At 38.2% G+C, this 21,707-nt stretch carries 22 protein-coding genes; 8 read left to right on the top strand and 14 right to left on the bottom strand.

Translation table 11 applies throughout. The features are described from left to right. The first annotated feature begins 117 nt into the window (after positions 1 to 117). Both serC and C0966_RS01890 read left to right on the top strand, forming a co-directional pair. Positions 118 to 1,200, top strand: coding sequence for a phosphoserine transaminase (serC, locus tag C0966_RS01895; RefSeq protein WP_274853471.1), 1,083 nt, complete (start codon positions 118 to 120; stop codon positions 1,198 to 1,200). Between the two features lie 121 nt (positions 1,201 to 1,321). Beyond that, on the top strand, positions 1,322 to 1,855 hold the full coding sequence (locus C0966_RS01890; protein ID WP_274853470.1) for a tryptophan transporter: 534 nt from the start codon (positions 1,322 to 1,324) through the stop codon (positions 1,853 to 1,855). A gap of 118 nt (positions 1,856 to 1,973) precedes the next feature. Here the strand turns inward: C0966_RS01890 and C0966_RS01885 are convergent, their stop codons facing one another. Beyond that, positions 1,974 to 2,165, bottom strand: a complete 192-nt coding sequence (locus C0966_RS01885; RefSeq protein ID WP_274853469.1) for a hypothetical protein — start codon at positions 2,163 to 2,165, stop codon at positions 1,974 to 1,976. Positions 2,166 to 2,380: 215 nt separating this feature from the next. Here C0966_RS01885 and C0966_RS01880 point away from each other — a divergent pair, with 215 nt between their 5' ends. The 3 genes from C0966_RS01880 to C0966_RS01870 all read left to right on the top strand — a co-directional run bounded on the left by C0966_RS01880 (position 2,381) and on the right by C0966_RS01870 (position 4,054). After that, complete coding sequence (locus C0966_RS01880) at positions 2,381 to 2,740, top strand: YtxH domain-containing protein (RefSeq protein ID WP_274853468.1); 360 nt, start codon at positions 2,381 to 2,383, stop codon at positions 2,738 to 2,740. Between the two features lie 256 nt (positions 2,741 to 2,996). Then, the gene (locus C0966_RS01875; RefSeq protein ID WP_274853467.1) at positions 2,997 to 3,572 is read left to right on the top strand and encodes an HTH-type transcriptional regulator Hpr; all 576 of its coding nucleotides are present in this window, start codon (positions 2,997 to 2,999) and stop codon (positions 3,570 to 3,572) included. Positions 3,573 to 3,874: 302 nt separating this feature from the next. Then, complete coding sequence (locus C0966_RS01870; protein ID WP_003350732.1) at positions 3,875 to 4,054, top strand: hypothetical protein; 180 nt, start codon at positions 3,875 to 3,877, stop codon at positions 4,052 to 4,054. Between the two features lie 64 nt (positions 4,055 to 4,118). On the opposite strand, the gene C0966_RS01865 is transcribed toward C0966_RS01870, so the two are convergent. Together C0966_RS01865 and C0966_RS01860 are read right to left on the bottom strand one after the other, a co-directional pair. Next, positions 4,119 to 4,211 (bottom strand): YjcZ family sporulation protein, encoded by a 93-nt coding sequence (locus tag C0966_RS01865; protein WP_003350733.1) that lies wholly within the window; start codon positions 4,209 to 4,211, stop codon positions 4,119 to 4,121. Between the two features lie 65 nt (positions 4,212 to 4,276). Beyond that, entirely contained in the window at positions 4,277 to 4,360 is an 84-nt protein-coding gene (locus tag C0966_RS01860) for a YjcZ family sporulation protein (protein WP_034644746.1), read from the bottom strand. 199 nt (positions 4,361 to 4,559) lie between these two features. Between C0966_RS01860 and C0966_RS01855 the strand changes: the two genes are divergently transcribed. Further along, positions 4,560 to 5,420, top strand: a complete 861-nt coding sequence (locus C0966_RS01855; RefSeq protein WP_274853465.1) for a peptidylprolyl isomerase — start codon at positions 4,560 to 4,562, stop codon at positions 5,418 to 5,420. A gap of 144 nt (positions 5,421 to 5,564) precedes the next feature. On the opposite strand, the gene C0966_RS01850 is transcribed toward C0966_RS01855, so the two are convergent. The 7 genes from C0966_RS01850 to C0966_RS01820 all read right to left on the bottom strand — a co-directional run bounded on the left by C0966_RS01850 (position 5,565) and on the right by C0966_RS01820 (position 15,658). Further along, positions 5,565 to 7,526 carry a PhoX family protein gene (locus C0966_RS01850; protein ID WP_274853464.1) on the bottom strand — a complete coding sequence of 654 codons (1,962 nt, stop codon included), beginning with the start codon at positions 7,524 to 7,526 and terminating at the stop codon, positions 5,565 to 5,567. A gap of 267 nt (positions 7,527 to 7,793) precedes the next feature. After that, the gene (locus C0966_RS01845) at positions 7,794 to 7,994 is read right to left on the bottom strand and encodes a sporulation YhaL family protein (RefSeq protein WP_274853462.1); all 201 of its coding nucleotides are present in this window, start codon (positions 7,992 to 7,994) and stop codon (positions 7,794 to 7,796) included. 161 nt (positions 7,995 to 8,155) lie between these two features. Further along, complete coding sequence (gene yhaM, locus C0966_RS01840) at positions 8,156 to 9,100, bottom strand: 3'-5' exoribonuclease YhaM (protein ID WP_274853461.1); 945 nt, start codon at positions 9,098 to 9,100, stop codon at positions 8,156 to 8,158. Between the two features lie 47 nt (positions 9,101 to 9,147). After that, on the bottom strand, positions 9,148 to 12,135 hold the full coding sequence (locus C0966_RS01835; RefSeq protein ID WP_274853459.1) for an ATP-binding protein: 2,988 nt from the start codon (positions 12,133 to 12,135) through the stop codon (positions 9,148 to 9,150). 16 nt (positions 12,136 to 12,151) lie between these two features. Beyond that, complete coding sequence (locus C0966_RS01830) at positions 12,152 to 13,366, bottom strand: metallophosphoesterase family protein (protein WP_274853458.1); 1,215 nt, start codon at positions 13,364 to 13,366, stop codon at positions 12,152 to 12,154. A gap of 146 nt (positions 13,367 to 13,512) precedes the next feature. Further along, the gene (locus tag C0966_RS01825; protein WP_274853457.1) at positions 13,513 to 14,766 is read right to left on the bottom strand and encodes an ABC transporter permease; all 1,254 of its coding nucleotides are present in this window, start codon (positions 14,764 to 14,766) and stop codon (positions 13,513 to 13,515) included. Then, positions 14,759 to 15,658, bottom strand: coding sequence for an ABC transporter ATP-binding protein (locus tag C0966_RS01820; RefSeq protein ID WP_274853456.1), 900 nt, complete (start codon positions 15,656 to 15,658; stop codon positions 14,759 to 14,761). Before C0966_RS01820 ends, C0966_RS01825 begins: the two co-directional genes overlap by 8 nt. Before the next feature lie 138 nt (positions 15,659 to 15,796). Here C0966_RS01820 and C0966_RS01815 point away from each other — a divergent pair, with 138 nt between their 5' ends. Continuing rightward, positions 15,797 to 15,982, top strand: coding sequence for a YhzD family protein (locus C0966_RS01815; RefSeq protein ID WP_274853455.1), 186 nt, complete (start codon positions 15,797 to 15,799; stop codon positions 15,980 to 15,982). Positions 15,983 to 16,088: 106 nt separating this feature from the next. Here C0966_RS01815 and C0966_RS01810 read toward each other — a convergent pair whose 3' ends face one another. The 4 genes from C0966_RS01810 to C0966_RS01795 form a co-directional block, all read right to left on the bottom strand. Further along, positions 16,089 to 16,880, bottom strand: a complete 792-nt coding sequence (locus tag C0966_RS01810; protein WP_274853454.1) for an enoyl-CoA hydratase — start codon at positions 16,878 to 16,880, stop codon at positions 16,089 to 16,091. Between the two features lie 202 nt (positions 16,881 to 17,082). Next, on the bottom strand, positions 17,083 to 18,603 hold the full coding sequence (locus tag C0966_RS01805) for a coproporphyrinogen III oxidase (RefSeq protein ID WP_274853453.1): 1,521 nt from the start codon (positions 18,601 to 18,603) through the stop codon (positions 17,083 to 17,085). Between the two features lie 170 nt (positions 18,604 to 18,773). Further along, positions 18,774 to 19,643: a Cof-type HAD-IIB family hydrolase gene (locus tag C0966_RS01800; RefSeq protein ID WP_274853452.1), complete on the bottom strand. Its 870-nt coding sequence runs from the start codon at positions 19,641 to 19,643 to the stop codon at positions 18,774 to 18,776. A 143-nt stretch (positions 19,644 to 19,786) separates the two neighbouring features. Then, positions 19,787 to 20,143 (bottom strand): YlbF family regulator, encoded by a 357-nt coding sequence (locus C0966_RS01795; RefSeq protein ID WP_274853451.1) that lies wholly within the window; start codon positions 20,141 to 20,143, stop codon positions 19,787 to 19,789. 199 nt (positions 20,144 to 20,342) lie between these two features. On the opposite strand from C0966_RS01795, the gene C0966_RS01790 reads away from it, so the two are divergent. After that, a complete protein-coding gene (locus C0966_RS01790) occupies positions 20,343 to 21,701 on the top strand; it encodes a YheC/YheD family protein (RefSeq protein ID WP_274853450.1) in 1,359 nt (452 codons plus the stop codon). Positions 21,702 to 21,707 lie beyond the last annotated feature (6 nt).

The following is a 21,707-nucleotide window of genomic DNA, read 5'->3' as shown; positions in this document are numbered from 1 at the left end:
CTAAAAAAATTCAATTTCCCTTCTGTTATTTTTCGAAATTTTTGATAGGATAGAAATATCTTTTTTCTTTAGTCCATCATAGCATTTCCAAATTGATTTGATACGGAGGGTACATTCATGAATCGCGCGTTTAACTTTAATGCTGGGCCTGCTGCGCTCCCAGAGGCTGTATTGCAAAAAGCAGCGAATGAATGGTTCAATTTTAATGATACGGGCATGTCTTTAATGGAATTAAGTCATCGCAGCAAAGATTATGAAGAAGTTCACTTTGGAGCTGTTTCTCTTCTCCGGAAACTTATGCAAATACCGGATGATTATGAAGTTCTCTTGCTTCAGGGCGGGGCCAGTCTGCAATTTTCGATGGTGCCGATGAACCTGCTTCAACCGGGAAAAACGGGATACTATGTGCTTACCGGTTCCTGGTCTGAAAAAGCATTAAAAGAAGCAAAAAAAATAGGGCAAACTTCAATCCTTGCTTCAGGAAAAGAAAACAATTATAAAGCAATCCCCGATATATCCGGTGTACAAGTGCAAAGTGATGCCGCTTATGTTCATATCACAAGCAACGAAACAATACATGGCACGCAATGGCATACATTCCCAAAAAACTTGGGTGCCCCTCTTGTTGCCGATATGTCAAGTGATATATTGAGCAAGCCGATAAACGTTCAAGATTTTGGCTTAATCTATGCCGGAGCACAAAAGAATCTGGGGCCTTCAGGATTAACCGTTGTCATTATTAAAAAGGAATTGTTGTCCCGCGCCAAGGACGAGCTTCCTGTTATGTTAAATTACCGAACCCATGCGGAAAATGATTCACTTTATAACACCCCTCCAACTCTTGCCATTTACTTATTCAAGTTAGTGCTTGAATGGCTGGAATCAATTGGTGGAGTAGAAAAAATTTCGGAACTGAATGAACAAAAGGCAAAAATATTGTATGACGTCATTGATAACAGCGACGGTTTTTATTTAGGCCATGCAGATCCCGAAAGCCGTTCACAAATGAATGTTACATTTCGACTTAAATCAGATGAAGTCACTGCGAGCTTCCTGGCACAAGCTAAGGAAAAAGGTTTTATCGGCTTAAAAGGCCACCGTTCAATCGGCGGATGCAGGGCTTCCATCTATAATGCAGTCCCGCTTGATCATGTTGCAAAACTGGCTGATTTTATGAAAAGCTTCCAAAAACAATATTAACAAAAAATTTGTGCTTTTTTACGCAGGTCATGTATGGTATAATTATTAAAACCTTTTCGCTGCAGGCATATAGAGCACTGCAGGAAAAGATACTTTTAGATGAGCAGAGGAGAGTTGAGAAATGAATACAAGAAGTCTTGTAGCCTTGTCCTTATTAGTAGGAATTGGTGCCGTTTTGCACGCGGTTGTGCCCGGATTTTTCCTGGGGATGAAACCGGATATGATGTTAACTATGATGTTTTTGGGAATCATCCTGTTTCCTGAAAAAAAGAACGTCCTCTTATTAGGTTTAGTTACCGGACTAATTTCAGGTTTAACTACTACATTCCCTGCAGGCTTGTTCCCAAACATTATTGATAAACTGGTAACTTCGTTTATTTTCTATGGGTTATTTCTTGCACTAAAAAATTTCAGATCGTCGATTTTTAGTGTTGCAGTCTTAACTGCTGTTGGCACGATCATTTCAGGAATCGTCTTTTTAGGATCAGCATATTTGATTGTAGGTCTTCCCGGACCATTTGCCGCATTATTTGGAACGGTTGTATTGCCAGCGTCAGCGGTCAATACGATTGTGATGGTTATTCTTTATCCGGTGGCAAATGGAATTGTGAAAAGAACAAAAATTACTCATCAAACCAAGACAATTAGCAGTTGATATTAGCATATCCTATTATGATATGTCTTTTGACCTCATTCATGGAGAGGTAAAGCCTGATATGAAAAGAACCCTCAAAGGGTTCTTTTTTGTTAGGTATCAATACATAAACAGCTCTTTATCGAAAAGAAAGAAGCAAAATGCCTAGAATTAAAACGGCTATTCCTCCTGCAGCAAGAGTACCTGCCCTTTTCTTTAATACATGTTTTGGAGGATATACACCCGGCTTTTTAGTTGCAATAAGATAATGGATCGTACCATATAACAGAACAGCACTAAGAACAAAAAAGCAGAAAATGATCCCACCCATGTTCCCACTCCTTTCACACAGTCGGATGATGAGACAACATTCATAATTAATATCTATGCCAGTCTTTAAATGGCTATGTAAATCCTATTTGTTTAATTTCGTTTAATCGAGATAAAACATCATGAAGGAATTAAAAAAACCTTTTCGAATTTACTAATGTAGGGTTTTAAGTTATAAAGAATTTAGCTATTAGCCAATATAATGAGGTGTTTACTATGAAATTAAAATCTTTGCTCCTTGGCATTTTGGTTGGAGGGGTTTCTGCAGGTATCGGCGCTCTGTTGACTGCACCTGCTTCAGGAAAGGAAACAAGACAAAATTTGAAGGAAAAGAAAGATCTTTTGCTGAATCAGTTTTCAGTACTAAAAAAGAATCTGGCTGAATTAAAGGATGCAGCAACATATGCTTCAAAAGAAGGAAAAGAAGCAATCACCACATTTGCATCCGATGTGAAGTCCTCCATTGATAATTGGAAAAATGAAATCTCGCCGCATCAGCAACAACTCAAAAAAGAAATTCAAGATATTGAAAAAAAGCTGAATGGCCTTGAACAAACATTAAATGCAAATCTATAAGTTCATAATCCTTCTTATCCTTATGATTATTTTGATAAGGATAAGAAGGATTTTTTCTAATTCAGCCGAAAAGAAATATATTATAAAAATGGTTCATTTCTACAATGAATTGAGGTTTAAGCTTGAGAAAATATCATACTGACTTTTATCAATAAGCGGAAAAATATTTTCTTAAAATTTTGTAAATTTACATCTTTATTAATTTTTGTTTTATTGGCATAATGATATATAGATAAAAAAAAGTAGGTGATTGGGGATGACAGAAAAATCATATTCTATGAAAGAAGCATTTATGTTCACCCAGAGAATCGCACAATTAAGCAAAGCACTTTGGAAATCAGTTGAAAAAGATTGGCAGCAATGGATTAAGCCTTATGATTTAAACATTAATGAGCATCATATTTTATGGATTGCTTATCATTTGAACGGAGCTTCAATATCCGACGTTGCCAAATTTGGGGTCATGCACGTTTCAACAGCTTTTAACTTTTCTAAAAAGCTCGAAGAAAGAGGACTGCTCAAATTTTCGAAGAAGGAAAACGACAAACGAAACACTTACGTGCAATTAACTGAAAAAGGAGAAAGAATTTTATTAAGTTTAATGGAATCGTATCGGCCTGATAAGAACGCAGCTTTTTCAGGTGCGTTGCCGTTAAGGGATCTATACGGAAAGTTTCCGGAAATCATCGAAATAATGGCCATCTTAAGAAATATTTACGGCGATGATTTTATGGAAATATTCGAGAAATCCTTTCATAATATCGAGACTGAATTTATTGAAGTCGACGGACGCCTTACGAAAAAAGAATTAAGCAAAGAAGAATACGTATAATCTATCAAAAATTCAGGCCATCGATATATGGGGAAACTGGCCCAAGAAGCTGTATTATTGGCTTTTTCACTCCAAATTATACGCTGAGGCTTTTGCCGGATTTTTCGATCCAAAGATGATTTTGTCATAATATTTTTTGAGAAAGACTCGATATTCCCTATTGATTTTTTTGGTATTTCATCGTACAGTATCTAAGTGAGTTTTTATCACTTTAAATTTCAATCATTTAAACTATATTTTTTCATTGTTTTTTGTGTTATTGTATTGTCATCAGTATGCTTTCCAGAAAGAGGGATTCTTCGATGATCTCCGTTTTTATTCTTTTTGCCGCTTTTATTGTTTTTTATATTAACAAATTGACAAATACCCTTTGTATACAAAAGGAAATTCCCGAAGACCGCCAGCCAAAAGTATTTAGAACGATAAATATTTTAATATTAATTTTATTGACGTCTTCCTATTTAGAAATTTTGTTTACGTAAAGTAACGTACATAATAAAGCGGTGACGAGTTGATCACCGCTTTTGTACATCGGTTCAACTTTTCTTACAGCCATGAGGCACCGATAATAATTAAAAGGATAAAGAGGACTACAATAAGTGCAAATCCTCCACCGTAATAGCCTGGTCCACCGGACATATTTTTTCCTCCTTTCAGAAATGCATAAGACAAATTGCCTTAATGCCGTCTATTTCTTCTTAACCTTAAAACCATGATGCACCAACAATAATTAATAAGATAAACAACACTACAATTAACGCGAAGCCGCCTCCATATCCTCCACTCATAGTAAAACACCTCCTTTATGGGTTGCTATCTTATACTATTCAAGTCGCACTTATGGCGAATAGGCATGTATCTTGACCAACCCAATTTTTCGGAATTATAAAAAGCAGGGATTTTCTTTATGTTCTTACTTCATTTGTGTTATAGTAATTGGTGTGAATTGAAAATTTACCCACGAAATTACTTTTAGGAGTGTTAAAAATGAAAAAATGGATCTTATCCCTATCCTTAGCCGTCGGGGTTATCAGTTTGAGCGCATGTAATGCACAAGGAGGGGACTCCGAGGCGGTAGTGGAAACGAAAGCCGGCAATATTACAAAGGACGAGCTTTATGAAGCGATGAAAGAAAAATATGGCGAGCAAACTCTTCAAGAGCTTCTTTACGAAAAAGTCCTTTCCGAAAAATATAAAGTGACAGACAAAGAACTAGATGCAAAGGTTAATGAATTAAAAAGCCAGCTTGGCGACAGTTTTGAAATGGCCCTCGCTCAATACGGCTATGAAAGCGAAGAAGACTTGAAAAAAGATTTCAAAGTCGGCCTTCTTCAAGAAAAAGCGGCAGTCAAAGAAGTTAAGGTTACAGAAAAAGAATTAAAGAAGTATTACGATGAGTACAAACCGGAAATTAAAGCCCGCCATATTTTAGTGGCAGATGAAAAAACAGCAAAAGACGTTAAGAAAAAACTTGATACCGGATCTAAATTTGAAGACCTTGCAAAAGAATACTCTACTGACACTGTTTCAGCTCAAAAAGGCGGAGACCTGGGCTGGTTTGGCGCAGGCGAAATGGTTCCTGAGTTTGAGAAAGCAGCGTATGCTCTTGATGTGAATGAAATAAGCGAACCAGTAAAAACGGAACATGGATGGCATATTATTCAAGTAACTGATAAAAAAGAAAAAAAATCGTATGATAAAATGAAAGATGAACTGGAGTATAAATTAAAGGTGTCCAAGCTTGATCAAGATATCGTACAAAAAGCAATGGACCGTGAATTGAAGGATGCAGGTGTTGAAATCAAAGATAAAGAATTAGAAGGTATACTTAACAAGTCAAAGAAATAAGCAGGTGGGGGTGACTAACCCCCGCCTCTTTCTTTTTAATTGTTCTGTCCTTCCTCTCCCTTCTCGAGTTTGAACCCTATAGGCGGGGGTGTATCAAAAGAAAAAGTCTGCCTATAATTTACATGGCAGACTTTTTCTATTCATTTACTTCTTTTTATTCTGTTGTGTTTTTGGCTGCTGCTGTTTCTTTAGTTCTTCCTGCAACTTTTTAATATTCGGTAATCCTTGAACATAACCGACTGCACCGGCTTGATTAATTCCATATGTTTTGTCAACGGCTTTTTTCACGTCCTCAATTTTTACAGCTGTCGGCGCAAAATTGTCTAATTCGTCACCTGGATGTTGGAAATTGCTCATAATGTAGCTGAATCCATTTCTGTTATCAACCGCTTGTAGCCCCGTTGCCTCTGCACCGGCAGGTACTGATAAAATTCGGGATAATTTTTTTGTTTCTACATTATAAGCCCATACAAAATTGTTAATATGCTGGCTGCTGTCTTCCCCGATAAACAATGTGCGATAATCCTCAGAGAAGCTTAAGTTGTCCGGACCAGCAATTTTATTTACGTTCGCTTTATTTCCGTAAGCGTCAGGCTGCGCTAAATCTTCGCCGACAAGAAGCGCCTTCATTGAAGAAGCTACATATCCGCTGTTAATCGGCTGGCCGGTTGTATTCTTTTGTCCCGGCTTTAAGCTTAATTCATAAACCGCTCCAGCTTTTACTTTCGGCAATTGAATGTGATCGGTCGGGTCTTGACTGTTTTTCTCCATGCCTTTTCCAATATCGGCAATTGCTACATACAGCTTTTTATCTTTCGCGTTCACCGTTAAGCCTTCCATCTTATTAAACTCGCTTGTCGCTCCTAACATCGCTGCGTAACGGCGAGTTTCTAAAAATGCAGCAGCTTTTTCCATACCAGGCTTCAGTTTCAAGTATTCTACTTTTCCATATTTGGCATTCTGGCCTGAGTATTGCTTAACAGGGATAAAACCTTCTTTCGGCACATCGGACACTTCAAAAATATCGCTGAATTTAATGCCTTTATCAATAATACGTTTAATTTCCTTATCTGTCGCATGTCCAAGTTTAATCCATTCTAAATTGCCGGCTCCACCTTTATCTGCACTTGTTTGCGCAAATTTCGCCGCATATAATGTTCCTGCTGACAAATCACGCGGTTTATCAGCCACATACATAAACAGCGTTGTATATTCACCGTCGTCCCCAAAGTATGCAGTTTGTTCATCCGGCATTACAATCATCATTTCGTTGGAACGGCGTCCGGTACTATAATGCTTCACAACACGCGTCATACCGTCAGAGCTGACAAACACTTCAGGAGTAAAGCCGTAATAATAAGGGTTTGCTTTTTTCTCATCATCAAAATACAGCTTTGCAAAATCTTTTAAATGAGCTGTTGATTCACTGAGCTTTTCTGGTGTATCGAATTCAAATGAACGGGCATCAGGCTCATATTCTTCAGAACCTAAGTGTGTATTCCAAGGCGTTAATGAACCGTTACAAGGCACCCATAAACCGTTTACTCCTGAAAAGTCAATTTTGTCGACAGTTGAAACTTTCAACTCTCCTGTTTTCATGTTTTGATACAATTTCGTTAATGTCATTGAAGCCGGTACGCGGCGCCAAGCCGGTTTACCTGCGTTGTCCAGCGAATCATATTCATAATGAGAAACAAGGTACAAAGAACCGTCCTTCATTGGTCGAAGGAGACTGTTTGCGTCTGGTGCGTCAGATACATAATGAACAGGTTTTCCATCTACCGATTTGTCAGTAATAGGGTCGCCATAATAATCCGTAGGAGTACCTGCTTGGAAAGTTTCTCCGTTCGGCATTTTAAACTTATCCGTTGTTTTAAATAACTCTTTATATGTAAGCGGGAATTTTTTTGTTTTACCATTTGTATACTTTACGACAACTGTAGCTGTTGTAAACGGTTTGCTCATTTCTTCAGCAGTAGCCGGGGCTCTTGAGCCGCTAAATGAGACAGATTCAATCTTTACTTCTTTTGTCGCTGCTTGAATTGGATTCACTGTTGGCGCTAAAATCCCAAGAGCCAAAGCAAGGGCGATTCCTTTCTTTTTCATCGTCTTCCTCCTTCAGTTATAATAAATTTCCTAACTTTATTTAACAGAAAAATTGTTAAAATATTATAATAGATTAGTAAATTGAATGTTAAATTATGTAAAAAACATTACGATCTTTTTTTGAGATTTGTGATTTTTTCCGCAAAAAAAGCGACCGACTATTTGGCCGCTTTTTTATGAAAACGATTATATGGTTTTACGCAAAAAAGCCTATTTCTAATCAAATTTTATGTTTTCTAAATAAAACAGGTTGCTGGACCCGTTTCTTTAAGATATTTTACCTTCAATAGACCTTTGTTTTTCTAATTTTTTCTTTCTTTCTTGTTCGAGGCGCTCCATATAAATAGATCCCTCAAGCTCGATGCTCTCCAGTTCTTGCTGGCGTTCCTCTCTCCCCACCTTTACGGCCATATAAGCACTGATCATAATTCCCCCAACAACCAAATAAACCCAAAAAGGGACAAGCATTGTATATTTCCTCCCCTGATACTAAACTTAGTACAAGCTTATGCAAGGAAAAAGAAAATATGCCGCCTACTACAGAATAGTTCCCCACTTCTTTTGAGGGTCTGGCCCCTGCTCCGTTAATGCGTTAACGCAAAGAAGCCTCATTTGTGAGGCTTCTGCTTTCATTTATGAAATGTAGGCTTATAAAATGACCGGTTATCAAGGGCAAAGATCCTTTCGGTAAATTCCCCAGGTTTCACTCTGGCAAGGGCACGGTCAAGCATGTTCATTTTTGCATCAAGATTATCAATATGGTGAAGAATTTCAGCTTCTTTTATGAGTGGGGGCTTTGGGCTGCCCCATTCTGCTTTTCCATGGTGTGACAAAACTAAATGCTGGAGCATTAATACTTCTTCTCCTGAAATCCCCAGTTCATTCGCGGCTTTCCCGATCTCATTCACCATAATTGTAATATGTCCGAGGAGGTTCCCTTCAACCGTATAAGAAGTTGAAACCGGTCCTGATAATTCGAAAACTTTCCCTAAATCATGAAGTATGACCCCGGCATATAGCAAATCTTTATCAAGGCTTGGATAAAGGTCTGCGATCGCTTTAGCTAAATCCAGCATGCTCGTTACATGATAAGCAAGGCCTGAAACAAATTCATGGTGATTTTTTGTTGCAGCCGGGTATTCTAAGAAAGACTCTTGATGTTTTTTAAGCAAATATCTCGTAATCCGTTGAATATTCGGGTTCTTCATTTCGAATATATATTGTGTTATTTTGCTGATCATTTCATCCTGCGAAACAGGAGCTGTTTCAAGGAAATCGGAAATCTTTACTGGATCTGCCGGAGACGCCGGACGGATCTGGCGGATGCGAAGCTGGTTTCGTCCGCGGTAATTTTGAATATCCCCAAGAACTTTCACGATATTTTGCGGTGCATAATTTTTCTCATCATCATCAGAAGCATCCCATAATTTTGCTTCTATCTCCCCGCTTTGATCTTGTAAAATCAACGTAAGAAAAGGCTTTCCATTGCTGGCAATTCCTTTTGTGGAATTTTTTATTAGCAAAAATAACTCAACTTGTTCTCCTACATCGTACTGCTGAATTCCTTTATTCACAATCCGACGCTCCCTTCTAAGAAAACAGTATATCACAACAGCCCCAATTACCGGATTGGCACTTCTTCCCCTGCTACCAGCTGTTTTATGTGTACATTCTCAAAATAATGAAGCAAATGCTTATGGCATGTAAACAGTAAAATTTGCTGCCCGGTAAGTCTTTTTAAAAGTGTGATCACCTTTTTAGTCCGGTTTTCATCAAAATTGACAAAGCCATCATCAATCATAATTGGAAAATGAAAGTTTTTGTAAAGCGTTACAGCAAGGGCCAGCCTTAATGAAACATACACTTGCTCGGCTGTTGCCTGGCTGAGTTCATTTGCCTCGAACAAAATATGTTCTTTATTTTCAATTAGAAATCCACTGCCAAGTTCCTGAGGATGAATGCGGATATAGTTTCCTTCCGTTAAATAAAACAAAAATTCCTCGGCCTTCGCAATCATTTTTGGTAAATGTTTCTTTTTAAAGCGTTCAATCGTTTTTGCAAGTAAGTCTTTCGCAATGGCAAATCTGGCCCATTCTTTCGCATCCTCTTCAAATTCAGATTTTAATAGTGAATATTTGTGCAATAGTTCGGAATACGTTCCACCGTTTTCAAGAACAGAAATCTCATATTTTACTTCTGCAAGCTGTTCTCGCAAACTTTGCAATTCTGAATGAATTTGTTCCAGTTTTTTTGAAATTTCTTCGATAAATTCATCGGGATCAGTATCGGAGAATTCAATCCTCCGTTCAGAAGGAACAGACATAAATTCCATCTGCCTTTCAATTTCTTCCAATCGATCAGCAATGCTGTCCCGCTTTTCTGCTCTTTTGCCGATTTCCCGAAATTGCTCTGCTGTTTTTGCATTTGCCAAAGAAAGAAGCTTTTCTGCTTCTTTTTGGAAATGCTTTCTCTCGACAGATAGTTTGTACAGTTCTTCTTTCAGCTCTTCGAGTTTGGCCTGTTTCTCATTATATTGAATTTGTTTTTCAAGTTCGAATTTTAGTAAGTTTTTTAACCGAAAGGCACTTTCCTGGATGCCTAAATGTTTTTTCCCCAAAAAGGTATCAGCAAAATGGAAAATTTGCCTTTCTATATTTTCGAGTCCTTTTTCTACACTCGTGAGCCGTTCAGTTAAGTACAGTTTCTCTCTCGTGTTAGCTTTGAGTTTTTCAATTAGCTGAAATGCCTCGTAAATGTTCTGTGAATCAATGTATTCCGGCAACTGCAGTTCTTTCCTTAATTCACTTGTCTGTCTCTCAAGTTCCATAGATTCCTGTTCCCATGTTTCAAAAGCAGCAATAATTTTTTCGAATTGTGCGTTTTGCTGCTGCCACTTAATTTGCAAAATCCTATGCTGCTCTTGAAGCTGTTCATCTTTGTCCAATTTGTCCTTTATTGAAGAAAGATCATTTCCTTCCCACAAATTTATGGATGCCAGCACATCCTTTTCCCTATCCTTTAATGCCTGAAGTTCAGTGAGAATCTCCGTAACTGTGTTGGATTTCCATACTTTAACTATCATTAGAATCTGAAATAGCAAACACGCACCGGCTGCGGCTGCAACAATCCAATGCCGGCTATAAATTCCCCATCCTATCGCCACCAATAACAAAACGGAAAAGAAAAGCTGCTGCATTAATGCTTGTTCCTTCTGCTTTTTTTCTTTTTGCAAAGACCGATTGTAAAAAGCAATTCTCTCTTTAATGTCCTGAAGTTCCTTTTCATAGAAACGTTTGTCACCTGCGATGTCGAGCTTTTCCTTCAATGCTAATCTCTCATTTTCGGGTAAAAGCTCGCTTTGAACCTTTTTCAATGTTTCTTCGATTTTTTTCAGCGCATCTTTCTCTTCGGAAAATCGCAAGTCCAATTCGTGCTGCCTTTCTTTCAACCTTTGATGTTTTACATGTAAGTCTGCAGCTTTTTCTTTCATAAATACACTCGTATTAATATTTCCAAGCCATTCTTCATCAATCTGGGCATGCAGCTGTTCCTTTAAAATGGAAATTTCCTCATTCACTTTCTCAAGCCTGATCTTAATCTGATTTTCTTCCGCTTTTAGCTGTTCATAAAGCGGGATGTTTTCAACTGCTGCAAGAATCTCTGTTTCACATTCAATGAGGTTTTCTTGAGGAATGAAATCGGCCATTTCTTTTTCCAGCAATTGTATTCTTCCCTCTAAACTTTTTATTCGGCTGTCAAGAGGCTGTATATTTTGCTCAAGCCAATCCAGTCTTTTTAATCCGTCGATTGGAAATGCTATATCGTTATACTGCTTAAGCTCTTCTCTCAAAAGCGCCTGTTCCTTTATAAGGGGAAGCATCCTTTTCCATTCGTCAAGAAAGACCAGCTTCTTTTTTAAGAGTTCCGCTTCGTTCTCCAATAAAGCAATCTTATATTCATGAGTGTTTTTTTGCTGAAGAAGGTTCCAATATTGTTCATTTTGCTGTTCTGCTCTTTTCAATTCTCCGTGCAATTGCCGCAGTTCTTTCAGTTTTTCATTTATAGAAGGCTTTTTGCCGCTCGGTTTAAAACGGGCATCCAGCTCTTTTTGAAGATCAGTTTCTACCGTCAGCAAACGGTCTGAACCTAACGTTCCCGCTGAGAATAAAAACTTTCCAAGATCCTCGCTTTTTAGTTGATGGACATTTTGCAAACCGTGGAGATTAAAAGAAAAAATGGACTGAAATAAGCTTTTATCAATATGTAAAAGCAACTTTTTCAACAGCTCTTCTCCGCCTCGTGTTCCATCATCAAGCAAAACACTGACATCACCTGTTGCTTTTCCTTTTACTCGTTCAATAATTGCTTTTTTCCCATCGTTTAAAATGACGGTTAGTTGTCCGCCATATTTTGCTGATTGTTTTGGTTCGTACCTGCGTTCTGATTGCTGTTTTGTAGGAAAACCAAATAAGATGCTGTGAATAAACGACATGATCGTTGATTTCCCTGCTTCGTTCTCACCGTAAAATACTTGGAATTCGCCCAAATTTGAGATTTTCACATTTTCAAATTTTCCATAGCCGTAAATATGTATTTCATCAATCTTCATAAAACCGCCTCTTTTCTCATTCAGGACGTATTAAGCTTCTAATTAGCAAATCCTCAGCTTCTCTTATCAGACTTATTCTCTCTTGTTCATCCAAGGCATTTAAATATTTACGTGCAGCAGGATGTTGATATAACGGAGAAAGGCATTCCTCTATATCGCTGTACTCGTCAATTGCCTCGAAAAGCTCGCGATAAAAGTCCGCCTCCGAAGACAATTGGCTCCGCTCCCAATTAGCCTTTTCCTCCACTTCTATCTTTACCGGCCATACAAATGAGGCTTCATCTTTTTCCTCTTCCTGAAACAGTTCCAGCCATTCAGACAATTGTGTCTGCATCCCATCAATCTTGACGTTTGTTAAGGATAGATGTAAAAGGGTTCCGGTCCCTTCCCGGCGATATTCATCCATTGTTTTCCTGCAAAATTCATAAAGTTCATGAACAGAATCAATATGTTCCGCATCCGCTTTTACTTCTTCCCAAATCACATCAGCAGTTTCAATAAATCGCAAACTCGCGTCATGTTCAGTGAGCGAAACAAAATAACACCCTTTAACACCTGTTTCTTTTTTATTCCGTCCCTGAATATTGCCTGGATACAAAACAGGTGGAAATTCAGATAAAACAGACCTCTTATGTATGTGGCCTAGGGCCCAATAATCAAACTGTTTTTCAAGCAGTTCTTTTAAATGAAAAGGAGCATACCTTCCGTGCTCACTGCTTCCTTCATGATATCCATGGAGAATTCCGATATGAAAATCAGCGCCTTCCTCTTTTTTATAGTGAGTGGTCATTCGTTCATACACGTGGCGGTCTGGATAACTGAAACCGTAGAGGCGGACGGTCGTTCCATCGCTTTTTTGAAAATCTTTCGATTCAACATGGTTTTTAAAAATATGTACATTATCAGGCAAATGAAAATGAGGCCACGTTCCTCCCAAATGGTCGTGATTCCCATGAACGATATAGACAGGAATATTTCGCTCAACCAGTCGCTCCATTTCTTTGCGAAAACGGACTTGTGCGCGAAGGCTGCGATTTTCCTCATCATATAAGTCGCCTGCTAAAACGACAAAATCAACATTATACGTTATGGCAGCATCAATCACCTTTCTGAAAGCGTGAAACGTGCTTTCATGCAGCCTTTGAAAAATTTGCTTCGGCAAATGTTTTAAACCTGTCATCGGACTGTCTAAATGCAGGTCGGCAGCATGAATAAATGTTACTTCTTTCATCACAACTTCCTTTCGTCCACTTTTCTACCATTGTAGCATTTATAAAAAGCGAATGCACGTTCTGTCTCAATTTTGGATTATTTTTTGAAAAAAAAGAAGCCTGCCGGTTCAGCAAGCTTCAAGTTTAGAATTTCACCGCTTGTAATTTAATCATTTTTCGATAATTGCAATGCTTTTTTAATATCTTTAAATGAATTCGATTTTCCGTACATCAAAACTCCTCCCTTATAGACACGTGCGCCGAAAATAGCCAGCACAATAATCATGATGAGCAGTATGGCAATTCCAAGCATCGGCTCCCATACAGGGAGATTCAGCATTCCAACTCTCATAAACATAAGCATTGGGGTGAAAAACGGGATATAAGATGTTGCCGTAATAAATGGCGTTTCCGGCTGGCCTAGGCCGAACATGGCAATCATAAAGCCGGCAACGACAAGCAGCGTCATCGGGGTTATCATTTGCTGGATATCTTCAATCCGGCTGACGAGAGAGCCGAGAAGTGCCGCAAGTGTTGCATATAGAAAGTATCCTAAAATAAAAAATATGACTGCATAGAAAATCGTTGCAGGCTGGATGTCTCCAAATCCGAAAAATTCGAAGAAGCCCCCTTCCATCGTTTTCAGATTTTGTTTTATCGAAAAATATCCTACAACAAGAAGCACGGAAAGCTGGGTTAAACTGACCAATGCAACACCGAGAATCTTCGCAAACATTTGCTTAATCGGCGAAACGCTTGAAATAAGAATTTCCATCACTCTAGATGTTTTTTCAGTAGCTACTTCCATTGCAATCATATTTGCATACATAATGACGGCAAAATAAATAACGAATAGAAGTACATAAACGAGCCCTCTCGCCTGAGTCAATTCTTCTTCTGTTTTTGCGTTTTCTTCAAGCGCTGTTTTTTTAAACGATGGAGGCTCGTAAAGTTTGTTAAGCTGTTCCGGCGATAATTTCATTTGCGATGCCGACATCATTGTTTTTAATTGCTTTAGCCCGTTTTCGAGATCTCCCGAAAGAGCAGTATCTGCAATGCTTTTTGCATGATAATTAGCTGCCGGGAGTTTGTTTTCATCAAAAGAAAGGATGAGGAGGGCTTTGTACTTGTCTTTTTTAACGTCCTCTATCGCCTTGTCTTTTGTTGTAATAATTTTTGACAGCTTAATATCTTCATTGATTGCTTTCATTTGTTGTTGATAATCTTCAAACAGCATGTTTGTTTCATCTAGTACGGCTACCTTTTCCTTTCCGCCGTCTTTGTCGAAAAAGTTGATAATATTGTTCAAATTTGTCAGGCCGAGAACAATTAATAATGTAAGAATGGTCGTAACAAGAAACGACTTTGTTTTCAATTTAGTAAAAAAAGTATGGAACATAATAATCCAAAAGTTATTCATAGGAAGCACCTACTTTCTCGATAAAAATATCATTTAAAGAAGGTTCCTCTAATTCAAATTTGCGGATAAACCCTTTCCCGACGATATCCTTTAAAATCTTATCCGCAACTTCTTCCCCTTCAATTTGAAGATGGATCCCTTCAGGCGTTTCTTTCGCTTTTGTTACTCCTTGATAGTTTTTTAGAAAATCCATTTTAAAATCAGCATGAATCACAAGATTTTTCTTTCCAAATGAACGTTTTATTTCCTTTAATGCGCCATGCACTACAGGACGGCCTTTATGCATAATACACAAATGCTCGCACATTTCTTCCACATGCTCCATCCGGTGGCTTGAAAAGACGATCGTTGTTCCATTTTCCTTCAAGTCCAAAACGGCTTCCTTCAGCAGCTCAACATTAACAGGATCAAGTCCGCTAAAAGGTTCATCCAAAATTAAGAGTTTAGGCTTATGTATAACGGCTGCGATAAATTGAATTTTTTGCTGGTTTCCTTTCGAAAGCTCCTCTACTTTTTTATCAGCATATTCAGGCACCTTGAAACGCTCGAGCCAAATGTCCAGTTCCTTGAGTGCGTCTTGCTTCTTCATCCCTCTTAATCTTGCAAGATAGACAATTTGTTCCTTTACTTTTAATTTCGGATAAAGTCCTCTTTCTTCCGGCAGATAGCCAATCAAATGGCTCGATGAATAATTGATCGGCTTCCCGTCCCAAGTAATCTTTCCTTCACTTGGTTCAAGCAATCCTAAAATCATCCGGAAAGTAGTCGTTTTTCCAGCCCCATTAGCGCCAAGAAACCCAAACATTTCTTTGTCGGGTATCGTTAACGTTAGATCGTCCACAGCAGTAAATTGCCCAAAACGTTTTGTGACATGGTTAATCTGTAACACCATCATTTTTCCTCCCTTCATGAAATTATACGAGTTATGTCGAAAAAATGTTTCAATTTTCCATTTTTTTGCGAAAAAATATAAATTATGCAAGAATCATAGTAACAATCAGAAAATTAAAATTCAAAGGAGGTAAGAAACATGAAGACTTATAAATTAACTGCATTTGAACCAAACGGCGAAAAACTGTTAGATGAGCCATTTCAAGCAAACAATGATGACGAAGCTAAGTCTATTGGGAAAAAAATTCTTGAAGAAAAAGGCCTTCTTGAAAAAACCCACCGCTGCACATCACCTAACGGAAAATTAATACTCTTTCATCCGTAAAAAAAGGGTCAGACCCCTCAATACAACATATAGACAATATAATTCTATATATTGTTATTGTTGGAGGAAGTCTGACCCTTATGAGTCATCCGATATTTCAATAATATTATTTCCCGATGAAGTTCGGTTTCCGCTTTTCAATAAATGCTTTGATTCCCTCTTGATGATCTTCGGTTTGCCTCATTTTATATTGTCCATGTTTTTCAAGTTCCAAAATTTTAAGCAAGTCCGGCCGGCTTCTTTCAGCCATGATTTTCTTTGTTCTGATCATTGCCTGTATAGGCTTATGAAGCCAGTCGTTTAATTTTCGCTGTAAAGCATCGTCTATATTTTCCTGGGCAATTTCTGAAAAAAGCCCCACTTGATATGCTTCATCAGCGGTCATCGGTTTCCCTTCCCAGATCACTTGTTTTGCCTTTGCCTCACCTAATCTTTTTTCTAAAAAGAAGTGTGCCCCTCCATCCGGTATTAAACCGATTCCGATAAAATTCATAGCTATTTTACTGGTACGGTCGGCAATAACATAGTCTGTAGCCAATGCGAGACTTAGGCCGAGACCGGCTGCTGCACCTGAAATCACACTGATTGTAAGTTTAGAGATGCTGTATAATGTTACGACTAATTCATTTATTCTATCCATTACGGCACAGAAATCGTTTTCATTTATTCCTAAAAGCATTGACTTTATATCTCCGCCGGAAGAAAAAGCCCTGCCGCTTCCCTTTAAGATGATAATGTCAATGTCATCATTATAGCCGAGATCTTTCAGTTTTGCAGTTAATTCTTTAATCATTTCACAGTTCAGAGCGTTCAGTGATTCCGGCCTGTTCAGTTCCAATGTTGCCACTCGTCCATCTATATGAACAAGAACTGAATTTGTTGCTGAGTCAATAGACAACAAAAATCCCCTCCTTAAATCTTTCATTTTTATTATAAAGGTTATAAAGTTATTTTAAAATAGCGCTAAAATTTTATTGAAAATTTTGTAAGTATCTTATATTACTTGGTCATGCAGCACAAAAAAAAGGGTCGGACCCCTCCCTATACAATATATAGACAAACACTAAAAACATTCTATATATTGACTTTGTCGGAGGATGTCAGACTCTTATGAGAAAGCCTGATTTATGCAGAAATAACTTTGCTAATATATTGAGCTTTTCTTCCGTATATTTTTCATAGCTGTCATTATAGGATTTAGGATCCTTTGGATTAGCAAAATGGATGATTTGTCCGGTAACAGGATGAATAAATTTGCTCGATGCCCCGCAGCCGAGGCCAATAATCGTTTGCTGCTCTTCCATTATCATAATATTATAGATGCTTTCCCGGCCCGGAAGCGAGTAGCCAACATTTTCGAGGTTGCCGAGAATATTTTTTTGCCGGTATAAATAGTACGGAACATAGCCATGATTCTTTGTCCATTGTTCAGCCATGTTCATCATTTTTTCAACTTCGGTCCGGTCAGCAACTTTGTATTTTTCTTTATTCTTCGTCATTTCGGAAGCACGCTTGAAAGAAAGTGTATGAACGGTTAGTGATTCAGGCATCAGCTTCTCCGTCTCATTTAATGTATGGCTGAATTCTTTCACTCCTTCACCGGGCAAACCGATGATTAAATCCATATTAATATTGTTCATGCCCATTGATCTTGCCAGATGATATTTTTCGATTGTTTCTTCAACTGTATGGTGGCGGCCGATCGCCTTTAATGTTTCTTGGATATATGATTGCGGATTAATACTGATCCGGTCAATCTTCCATTTTTTTAATACGTCCAGCTTTTCAGGTGTAATCGTATCAGGCCGGCCTGCTTCTACTGTAATTTCACGGATATTTTCCACATCAGGGAAAGACGTGTACATTTCTTCATAAAGCATATCCATTTCTTCAGCAGTAATGCTTGTCGGAGTTCCTCCGCCATAATAGACGGTTGTGATCCGAATTCCATTTTCCTTCAGCCATTCGCCAATTTTTCTCATTTCATAATGGAGTCCGCCCAGAAATGAGTTTACCGAACCTTGTCTGCCATTAATAGCATAGGCAGGGAATGTACAATATGCACATTTTGTCGGGCAGAAAGGAATTCCAATATATATACTGACCTCATTTTTCAACTCGTACAAATCAGGCACAACCGCAAGCTGGCGGTCAACGATTTGCTGCATTAAAGCAATTTTTTCATCCGAAATTAAATAGTCCTCTTTTAATTGCTCATGGGCGATGTCAGTCGTCACCCCTTCTTGGACTTTCCGGTGCAGCAATTTTGTCGGCCTTACCCCTGTAAGAATTCCCCATTTTTGGATAATACCCGTTTTCTCTTGGAGAACTGTTAAGTAAACATGGGAAACGGCATTCTTGACTTGTTTAAAACGGTCTTTTTCATTGAGATTTTCCGAAAGCTCTTTTTCATATGCAGCTGAATGTTCTTGACCTTCCCGATCTGAGAGTACAGCCCTGACTTTGACGATTTCTGTTGTCTCTAATTCGAACTGTATTTTGAGATCCCATTCGTCATTTTCATTCATAACGATTTCGGTTTCTTCAAAAAACAAGTTGGCAATTAATTGCAGCGGCCGCTGAAACCGATCATCATGTAATCCTTTTATATAAATTTGCAATGCAATCACCTTTCAAAATAAGCTTCCTTTAGTGTACTGAAACGGAATCCTGAGGTCAATACAGTGGAAAACATTCCACTTTCGGAAAAACATACAAAATGTAAATGCAGGCGACTCTTTCTATCTAAATAAGGGGCTGACCTTTTGCTTTTAGTCAGCCCCATCATAATTTATTTTTTTATAATATTCATTTTTCGCAAGAACTCAATTGGATGCTGTTTTCGGAAATGTTCCATCACCATATAGGCAACACCGTGCTCATTGTTGCTCCGCGTTACCCAATCCGCTTCTTTCTTTACTTCTGCTGGGGCATTCCACATTGCAACGCCAAGACCTGCAGTCTTAATCATTTCCAAATCATCCATTCCATCGCCGATAACAACCATTTCGTCCCTAGGAATTCCCAAATGATCTCCTAAATAGATTAGACCGTTCAGCTTTGAAGCACCTGCAGGCACAATATCCATACGCGAAAAATTTACCTGGAGCGGTTCAACTTCTGTAAATGTCCGGCTTATTGCCGCTATTGCATCCTTCAAATCGTTTTCTTTTTCAAAATGCACTTCCATTTTAGGAGGTGAAACCTTTTGTTCTATTAACGTATCACTTAAGGATTCTACAAATTGCTGTGAATAAAAGACAGGATCTCCCGATGTAAATACTGTTTTTGCCAGCATGTTATGATTCATCTTAGCCTTATTTGCCAGTGAAAAACTCTCGTGAACGAGTCTAATCTGACACGGGAACCCTTCAAGAAAACGAACAATCTCATATGTGATATCTTCAGGAATTCTTTTTACATAAACCGGTTTGTCCGTTAATCCGGAAATATACGAACCGCTGTGTGTTACGAGCAATGATTTTATCTTCAGTGCTTTTGCCACTTTTTTGGCTGACGGAAAACTGCGGGAAGTAACGAGTGTCACGTAAATTCCTTTTTGCTGTACGTATTGGACCGCTTCTTTAGCGGATTTATGAAGTTTTCCGTTCGATTGAAGAAGCGTACCGTCAATATTTAAAGCTAATAGCCGGTAAATCATCCCTTCATGCCCCCTCACTCATTGGTGTAAACGTCCCTATATCAAATTTATGTAAAACGAAAGGGGAATAGAACATGCACATAAAGGAAGCGGAAGGGATTAGAACAAACAAAAGGAAGGGTCTGAAGGTCAGACCCCAATCATTATTGGTTGTTTGGATTTCCGTACAACTCTTCAAGAGGTTTCATGATGATTTCATTTAATTGAGTAATGACCATGCTCATCCGCTGTTCGGCTTCCATTAATTTTGAGATTTTATCATGTTGTTGAACAAGTGCCACTGCTTTTTGGGCATGATCTATTTCTTCTTGGGTAATTTCCTGACCCATCATTTGCTTTTCCTGCAAGTGTAATTGAATATTCCGGAAATTTTCGAACATTCTCCTTGCAGATTCATCTTCATTCACTTCGTTATAAAACTTTCTTAAAAGGACATATTCATCGCTCTGGCGAATCGCATTCTCCATTGCATATGCAGAATCAAATAAATTGACAGCCATTTTATCCACTCCTATTCTTTAACAACTTCACTACACTATAACAAACTATGAAAGGAATTGCGAGGACGTTCGCCTAAGAACAATTGTTAATTAACATGTAAAAGCACAATCCGCCTATTCATGTCATACGATGCTATGTCAGCTTTTGTCCATCCAAAAATTTTTGTAATCACCAATGAAGAGCAAATGAGGAACAGCTATGACTTTTACCATTTATTCGATTACGGTAAAGCCTTCAACAACGATTCATAATGAAGAAGATTCTATCTATGCAAGCAAAAAGCTCATGCAAAAATTAAACATAAAAAACCGCACGTTTCTAAATCTTTGTTTTGGAAGAAAATCTGTGAACGTAAAAGCCATCGAATCAGATTGCTCTCCAAATGAACTTTTTCTTCCTGAAGGTTTGATGAAAAAAATTATGCTTCCTAAAGGTACATTTTGCATTCATTATAGTCCGCAAAATTTTACCATTATTCTCGGACCGGTCATCGCCTTGCTTACAGAGATAAGCGAAAACGAAGACGGTTCTCCCGATTTTCGTTCCGTTCACGCATTTTGCGAAGAGATTCACCACGGACTTTCTGAAATCGGCGGATTGTTTTATGTTTTCACTTTAAGAGACTTCAGCAAGGAAAGTATAACAGGCTATTGCTTTGAAGATGATTACTGGACGAAAAGAACCTTTCCGCTTCCGGATGTCATTTATAATCGGATCCATTCGCGAAGGCTGGAATATGGAGAATTATTTCAACAATTGTACCAGTATGTTCAGGAACAAAATATTTCCTTTTTTAATTATCGATTCCTCTCAAAATGGGAGGTTCATCGTATGTTGTTATTGGAAGAACATATGCATCCATATCTGCCCCAAACGTCTCTTTATTCAAAAGAAAATTTAGAAAACATGCTTGATGAACATCATTCGGTGTTTCTTAAGCCAGTCCATGGCAGCCAGGGGCGGAATATTATTCGACTAAGTAAGCACAACACTGAATTCTGCTTTAAAACATCTGCAGGAACTAATGAGAATTCAACAAGCCTGCCTTCATTGACACAGTTATTGGAAGCCCTTGAAAAACAGACAAAGAGGCGCCTTTATTTAATACAGCAAGAAATCCCGTTGATTACGTATGATGGAAGGAAACTTGATTTCCGGATTTTATGCCATAAAAACAAACAGGAGTCATGGATAGTCACTTCTTCTGTTGCAAGAATTTCTGCTCTGCAACAATTTGTTTCGAATATTGCAAGGGGCGGCGAAATGATAAAACCATTAAAAGCTCTTGCTAATTACTTTGATCGTGCAGTTGCTTTACAAATATTTGCATTAATGAAAGAGATTGCTGTTGAGTGTGCAGCGATTATTGAACAGCAATCTGACGGAGAAACCGGAGAGCTGGGAATTGATTTGGGAGTAGATCCGTCGGGTCATGTCTGGATTATTGAGGTAAATTCAAAGCCTTCTAAAAAATTTGAAGAACCTGGTAAAAAAATCCGGCCTTCTGCAAGAGCGATTGTATGTTACAGCACAGCACTTGCTTTTAAATATTTATAAATAAAG

The sequence above is a fragment of the Bacillus methanolicus genome (genome assembly GCF_028888695.1).
Classification (GTDB): domain Bacteria; phylum Bacillota; class Bacilli; order Bacillales; family Cytobacillaceae; genus Bacillus_Z; species Bacillus_Z methanolicus_B.
This window is presented reverse-complemented; position numbering and strand designations above follow the sequence as displayed.